Raw genomic sequence first — 6,748 nt, forward strand, 5'->3', positions numbered from 1 at the left:
ATAATAGTTACAGTAAGTTTGTTATTTTGAAATCTACACATTGAATTACAAGAATGAAGGGAGTTTTTATGTAAATCAAAAAGTTATAAAAATCTATTAATTTTTATAATAAGATAAAATGATTTTCGGTTCATACACATTATGAAATATGTTATTTCTAATAGAAAACTAGAGGTGGAAAAATGAAAAATTTTAAAGGTATGTTGATATCATCACTTGCAATTACAACTTTTGCTGGGGCAGGTACGACATTTGTAACAAATACAGTATATGCTGCTAATGACGATTCTAGTAAAATACAAGTTCGTTCTAATAAGAGTATAAACACAACAACTGGCTCGAGATTGCCTGTATTATCAGTCAATCCTTATGATGAACCTAGATTTTCAAGACAGGGATATCTTGAAGAGGCACCTTTAGGAATTAATGCTCCTTATGCTTGGGGAATTAAAGGAGGAAATGGCCAGGGAGCAACTTTTGTAGATTTGGAAGAAGGTTGGTTATTAAATCATGAAGATTTAGTCGGTCAAAATATTGAATTTATGTCTGGAAAAATGAGTAATGATCTTTCTCACGGTACTTCAGTTCTAGGTGTTGTTTCTGCAGCTGACAATGGGATTGGGAACATTGGGATTGCACCAAAAGCAAAGGCAAAAGTAATTTCAGTGATCCGAGATAATGGGAGAATCGATGTAAGAGATGCTATTTTAAGTGCCGTAGATTCTTTACAGGCTGGAGATGTTTTATTAATAGAAGAATCCTTTAAATATGATGGATATGGAGATGACCCTTTACCAGTAGAAGTATACCCGAGTATATTTAACGCAATTCGCAAAGGTACAGATAAAGGCATTATTATTGTAGAAGCAGCTGGTAATGGTGGGATTGATTTAGATGAATTTAAAGACCGTAATGGTAAGCAGATTTTAAATCGAAATAGTCCAGACTTTAAAGATTCAGGAGCTATTATAGTTGGAGCATCTACTGCAAGAGTTCCTCATAAACGTTTAGCTTTCTCTAACTATGGTAGTAGAATTGATGTATATGGTTGGGGAGAGTATGTTGATACATTAGATACATATCAAAATCAAAATAGTAAAGGACAAAAAGTTACAGATCAGAACATAATTAATCGTTATACTTCTAATTTCCGTGGTACTTCTAGCGCTTCGCCTATAATTGCTGGGGCTGCTGTATCGATTCAAGGGATTGCTAAAGAACATTTAGGTAAGGCATATACACCAAAAGAATTGAGAGCAATTTTAAGTAATCCTAATACAGGCACAAAGTCTAATAACCCATCATCTGATAAAATAGGGGTTTTACCAGATTTAAAAGCGATTTTGTCTAACCTTGGATTTCATAGTGATTTGACTACCAATGATCCTATGGTATTTCCAGATAACGTAGAAAAAAATGAAGGAAAAGAAAATTCAACTTTCGTATTTCCAGGTGAAGAAACAAAAAGAACAGGTGATAAAAATTCAACTGTAACCTTCCCAGAAGAAGATTTAAAACAGGAGGAAAAAGAAGAGGGATTAATTGTTTTTCCTGATTAATAAAAAAATACTACCTTCCATTTGGAGGTAGTATTTTTTATTTCTTGTCAATAACAAGCAGGCATGAAATTTGTATTTGTTTATCTTTCATAATGAACTTAACCACAAAGTCGAATGTTTGACTGTTAATTAACTTTTTCGTCTCAATCAATTACATGAATTAATCTAGAAATGCTTGCTGTAATGCTTTCAGTCCATCGCTGTAAATACCATGAAACAGATTAATTGCCTCTTCATCACTAACCTCAACAGGAGTGAACGTACCAGACCACTCTACTAATGATGTGTTACTTTCAGTACCTTTTTTCACCCGGATTGTAGATAAATAATTAGTGACCGGGAACGGTGCATTCATGATTGAATACGTGTAGTAGCGTTCCTTATCATTGAATACTTCTAAGCGTTCTATAATTGTATCACCATCTGGATTAGCTAGATGACGTACACGACCGCCTTCAGTTAATTTACTACTAGGTATATAAGGTAACCAGTCTGGAAGGGAGTTGAAACCTCCGATTAATTGCCATACTTGTTCAGGTGATCCGAAAATTCCCATAGATATAGTAGTATATGCCATGTTCATTACGCTCCTTTTTATCCCGGTATTTACGGGTAAATAATCAGTAGGGGATAAACCGCCCCACTGATTAAAGTTTCACTTTATAGGTCCATAACTTATAGTGAGAATGAATTTTATCGTGGATTTTTTATTTGATATATAATTATAAAGTTAAAACTATATACTTTTAATGATTAAATTATATAATAAATATAGAAACGAAAATTTATGAGCAAGGAAGTTGAAAAATATGACATTAACAATGGGCTTTATTGGATTTGGAAAGTCAGCTAACCGCTATCACTTACCTTATGTAAACACACGTAATAATATAAAAATAAAAACGATTTTTGTACGTCAAATAAATGAAAAATTAGCGGCTCCATATAAGGAAAAAGGTGTTTACTTCACTACTGATTTGGATGAATTGTTGAATGACAAAGAAATTCAAGTGGTGACGGTCTGTACGCCAGCACATACGCATTACGAATTAGCGAAAAAAGTTATACTTGCTGGAAAGTCAGTTATCGTTGAAAAACCATTTTGCGATACAGTGGAACATGCGAAAGAATTATTAGCTTTAGGACGAGAAAAAGGTGTAGTAGTTATGCCTTATCAAAACCGCCGTTTTGATGGTGATTTTTTAGCTGTGAAGCAAGTAGTTGAACAAGGATTCCTTGGTGATATTATTGAGATTGAATCACATATTGATTATTTCCGTCCTGGTTCAATCACTCATGAAGCTCCAAAAGAAGAAGGTTCATTTTACAGTTTAGGTATTCATACGATGGACCGTATGATTTCACTATTCGGCCGTCCAGATACGGTGACATACGATATTCGTAATAATGAAATGGAAGGTGCGGTTGATAATTATTTCGATGTTGGTTTACATTACGGAAATCAGTTGAAGATTAAGCTGAAAACGAACCATGTCGTAGCAAAAGATTATCCACGCTTTATCGTTCATGGAACAAATGGATCATTTATTAAATATGGTGAAGATCAGCAGGAAAATGATTTGAAAGCGGGGATTATGCCTGAGAGTGCAGGGTTTGGTGAAGATTCACCGATGTACTATGGAGTTGCTAAATATCGTAATGCAAATGGTGACTGGATTGAAAAACAAATTAAAACGCCGCTTGGTGATTACGGTCGTTTCTATGATTCCGCGTATGAAACAATTATAAATGGTGCACCAAAACTTGTGAAAGACGAAGAAGCGGTAACGAATATTGAAATCTTAGAAAATGGATTTGCTGCCCCATCACCTTCAGTTTACAAACTTGAGGCTTTACATTTGAATGAATAGAAGAGAGTTTGCAGTATAAAGGAGGTATGAAAATGGCAAGCGGATCAACACAAGTAAAATACCTCGGCATTTATCAAAAGATTAAACAGCAAATTTTAGACGGTGAATATAAAATCAACGAAAAAATTCCGAGTAGCCCCGTCCTTGCTGAAGAATTTGGTGTTTCAGCCCTTACTATTAAGAAAGCGCTGGATCTATTAGTTAGAGATGGCTACATCATCCGCCGGCGCGGAAGCGGAACAGTGGTGCAAGATTGGCGTCAACAGGAAAAGGCACGAATGATTCAAACTTTAACGGGTACGAAAGCTGTATACGGCAGTGAGGTAGAAAGTAAAATTATCGAGTTTGCGATTGTTGGGGCTGATGAAGTAGTTGCTGAGAAATTGGGAGTTTCAATCGGTGATTTCGTCTATAAAATCATTCGCCTCCGCATCATTCACAGCATTCCGACGATTATGGAGCATACATGGATGCCAATTTCGGTTATCCCAGGTGTTGGGGCTTCTGTTTTAGAGGAGTCGATATACTCACATATTCAAAATAAACTTGGTCTTGAAGTAGGGACATCTGTTGTCAGGGTTAAAGGAATTCGCCCAGATGATAGGGAAAAGCAGTTTATGAACTTAACAAATCAGGATTTCCTAATGCGAGTTGAACAAGTAGCTTATTTAACGGATGGACGAACTTTTGAATATTCTTATGCAGATCATCTACCCGAAACCTTTGAGTTTGAAACAGTCATTACTGCAAAAAATTATAAAGAGATATAAAAATCGGTTGAGGCAAGTATTGTCTCAACTGCTCCTATTATACGTTAATAGAATGAATCCAAGACTTAACATTTGATTTATAGAACTGTAAAGTTTAAAATTACAGTATAGTTTTTAGAAGTGAGTTGTTATCGTCTGTAAAATGTAGATAAATTAAATATTCTCGAATAAATAATATTGCTTGTATTTGATTCTAAACTGTAATTTTTTTTAATACATTTCAATAACCGATGTTTAAAATGTACGTTTCATAACATTAAAGGAGTGAGTTAAATATGGTAATTCTATATACAACAGCAAGCTGTGCCTCATGCCGAAAAGCGAAAGCATGGCTTGAAGAGCATCAAATTGATTATATTGAAAAAAACATCGTATCAAATTCTATGACAGTTGATGAGCTTAAATCGATTCTTCGTTTAACTGAAGAAGGGGCTACTGAAATTATTTCAACTAGATCCAAAACTTTTCAGGACTTAAATATAAATATTGATGAGCTCTCGCTAAATGAATTTTATACATTAATAATTGAGCATCCACTAATGTTACGTCGCCCGATTATGCTGGACGAAAAAAGATTGCAAATTGGTTTTAACGAAGAAGAAATTCGTAAATTTTTACCACGTAGCGTCCGAACATTTTTAAACATTGAATTACAAAAGTTGGCTAATTAATAAATAATATTTCTTATGGAAAATTTTCTTGAAAGGAGGAAGCAGAAGATGATTGAAGTATGTGTTACAGTTAATTATAATGATAGAAATTATCAAACAAATGTTATTGTGAGTAAAGATACGATTTGGACAAAAATTAAACAACTGGCAGAAGAACAAGTGAAGAAACAGTGGAGTGTTTAATTTTATTTTCAACTTAAAAAGCTAAATGAAGTTATCAGATATAGGTGGGCCCGGATAGAATATAAGAGAATTAATTTTTTATGGCAAGAAGTATTCTATATGTTTTAACGTTCTAACCTATCTGTAATATTTATGGCTATAGTATATTAATATATGAAAAACAATATTTTGAATCGTAGGAGGAAAATCATGAACAGCGACTTTACCTTGGCCATACACAGTTTAACTTATTTAGCTTTACAGCCAGATCGGATGTCAACAAGTAATGCTATTTCAGAAAGTGCAGGTGTACATCCAGTACGCATTCGCAAAGTACTAAGTTTGTTAAAAAAACATAAGTTTATACAATCGAAAGAGGGGACTGGTGGCGGTTTTATTTTCGCTCGCGATTTAGATGAAATTAATCTTTGGCATATTTATCAGATAACCTCTGAAGGTGCTTTGCAGCCGAAGTGTCCAGAATCAAACAATCAGTGTGTTGTAGGTTCGAACATGCGAAAAGTTCTTTTCGCTATTTTCTTAGGTGCTGAAGAGCATCTAGGTGAATACTTAAAGAATTATACAATGAAAGAAGTTGTTGACCTTATCAATCAAGAGCGTTAAGCGGCTTAATTATTATATAGCCGTGAGTTCTTAACACTTAAATGTAATGAAAAATATTACAGTATAATTGTTTTTATATCTTTTTTATCGTCATAAAAAATATTTATAGGAAGGTGAAACGGTATGATGTCAAATAATAATCATGTTTTAAAAGTAGGAGATTGGGTTCGTGGAATATCAAATGAAGGTGAGTTAATAGTTGGTTATATTGTGTCACTTGATGATGTGGAGGATATAGTTACAGTTAGTATTGTGAAACGTGACGGCAAGTACACAATAAATGAAGCGATTTTACTCTTTAGTAAACACGTTAACAAACTTCCTGAATCAAAGGTAATAAATAAGGAACAAATCCTTTATCTTATAGATCTTGCATTATTAACAGGGGATGAAGAATGGTTTATCGAGCTTTCTTCAAAATTAAACTCGATAAAAGAGCTAGTTAATGAGGGATTTTAAAATTTAAACTTTTGAGGATGTACACAATCCGCCTTATGGAGAGGACATAATTACTTTTCGCATAAAAGGAAATGATGTAAAAACGATTCATTACAAACATAGAGATATTCCTGATAACGATAATTATGTAAATGAGCTGTCCATATGGGGCAGCTTTTTTGTTTTTTTACTCAGTGTATCTTTTTAAAATGTATATGAATTCAATATCAATAATATATATCCTAAAATTTGGTTTTTTTATTTTGGAATTTTTTCTTTTTACCTACATTAATTATTTATTATATAAGTTGAATTTAAGCTTTACAATTGAACGCACAATCGATTAATCACTTTTTCAGGTGTGCGATTTAACTCCTGGATAAAAGCCTGTACATTTTTTTGAATCTCGTAGACCGATGAATAAAAAACGTTATGGATGACGTCAGATTTGAGCCATTTCCATAATCCTTCAATTAGATTTAAATCCGGGCTGTAGGGAGGTAAAAATACCAATTCTAAGCGATGCAGATGTCTACTTAAAAACGGTTGGATGAGCTTCGCATGATGAATACGCGCATTATCAAGAATTATGGCTATCTTCCCGTTGGGATAGCGTTCAAGTACCTTTTGAAGAAAACGAAGAAAGGTATCCG

Annotated in this window: 9 protein-coding genes and 1 pseudogene; 8 read left to right on the top strand and 2 right to left on the bottom strand. The window is 33.8% G+C overall.

Translation table 11 applies throughout. The annotated features are described in order from the left end of the window. Window positions 1-182 precede the first annotated feature (182 nt). Window positions 183-1,559, top strand: coding sequence for a S8 family peptidase (locus ATL10_RS23800; protein WP_075718385.1), 1,377 nt, complete (start codon window positions 183-185; stop codon window positions 1,557-1,559). A gap of 160 nt (window positions 1,560-1,719) precedes the next feature. Here the strand turns inward: ATL10_RS23800 and ATL10_RS23805 are convergent, their stop codons facing one another. Continuing rightward, window positions 1,720-2,136 carry an SRPBCC family protein gene (locus ATL10_RS23805; RefSeq protein WP_110497626.1) on the bottom strand — a complete coding sequence of 139 codons (417 nt, stop codon included), beginning with the start codon at window positions 2,134-2,136 and terminating at the stop codon, window positions 1,720-1,722. A 232-nt stretch (window positions 2,137-2,368) separates the two neighbouring features. On the opposite strand from ATL10_RS23805, the gene ATL10_RS23810 reads away from it, so the two are divergent. The 7 genes and pseudogenes from ATL10_RS23810 to ATL10_RS23840 all read left to right on the top strand — a co-directional run. Further along, on the top strand, window positions 2,369-3,430 hold the full coding sequence (locus ATL10_RS23810; protein ID WP_000176645.1) for an oxidoreductase: 1,062 nt from the start codon (window positions 2,369-2,371) through the stop codon (window positions 3,428-3,430). Between the two features lie 32 nt (window positions 3,431-3,462). Then, complete coding sequence (locus ATL10_RS23815; RefSeq protein ID WP_086403312.1) at window positions 3,463-4,200, top strand: GntR family transcriptional regulator; 738 nt, start codon at window positions 3,463-3,465, stop codon at window positions 4,198-4,200. A gap of 275 nt (window positions 4,201-4,475) precedes the next feature. Beyond that, window positions 4,476-4,871: a transcriptional regulator SpxA gene (gene spxA, locus ATL10_RS23820; protein ID WP_000236189.1), complete on the top strand. Its 396-nt coding sequence runs from the start codon at window positions 4,476-4,478 to the stop codon at window positions 4,869-4,871. A gap of 48 nt (window positions 4,872-4,919) precedes the next feature. Next, window positions 4,920-5,054, top strand: coding sequence for a BA3454 family stress response protein (locus ATL10_RS23825; protein WP_000573532.1), 135 nt, complete (start codon window positions 4,920-4,922; stop codon window positions 5,052-5,054). 189 nt (window positions 5,055-5,243) lie between these two features. Beyond that, window positions 5,244-5,657, top strand: coding sequence for an Rrf2-family transcriptional regulator SaiR (gene saiR / locus ATL10_RS23830; RefSeq protein ID WP_001083465.1), 414 nt, complete (start codon window positions 5,244-5,246; stop codon window positions 5,655-5,657). 123 nt (window positions 5,658-5,780) lie between these two features. Continuing rightward, complete coding sequence (locus tag ATL10_RS23835) at window positions 5,781-6,116, top strand: IDEAL domain-containing protein (RefSeq protein WP_000987461.1); 336 nt, start codon at window positions 5,781-5,783, stop codon at window positions 6,114-6,116. Window positions 6,117-6,123: 7 nt separating this feature from the next. Continuing rightward, window positions 6,124-6,303: pseudogene (locus tag ATL10_RS23840) on the top strand (DUF3888 domain-containing protein); the annotation flags it as partial. Between the two features lie 113 nt (window positions 6,304-6,416). Here the strand turns inward: ATL10_RS23840 and ATL10_RS23845 are convergent. After that, window positions 6,417-6,748: transposase (locus tag ATL10_RS23845; RefSeq protein ID WP_142669995.1), on the bottom strand; the 332-nt coding region annotated here is incomplete at its 5' end.

The sequence above is a fragment of the Bacillus sp. 196mf genome (assembly GCF_003217275.1).
Classification (GTDB): Bacteria; Bacillota; Bacilli; order Bacillales; family Bacillaceae_G; genus Bacillus_A; species Bacillus_A thuringiensis_S.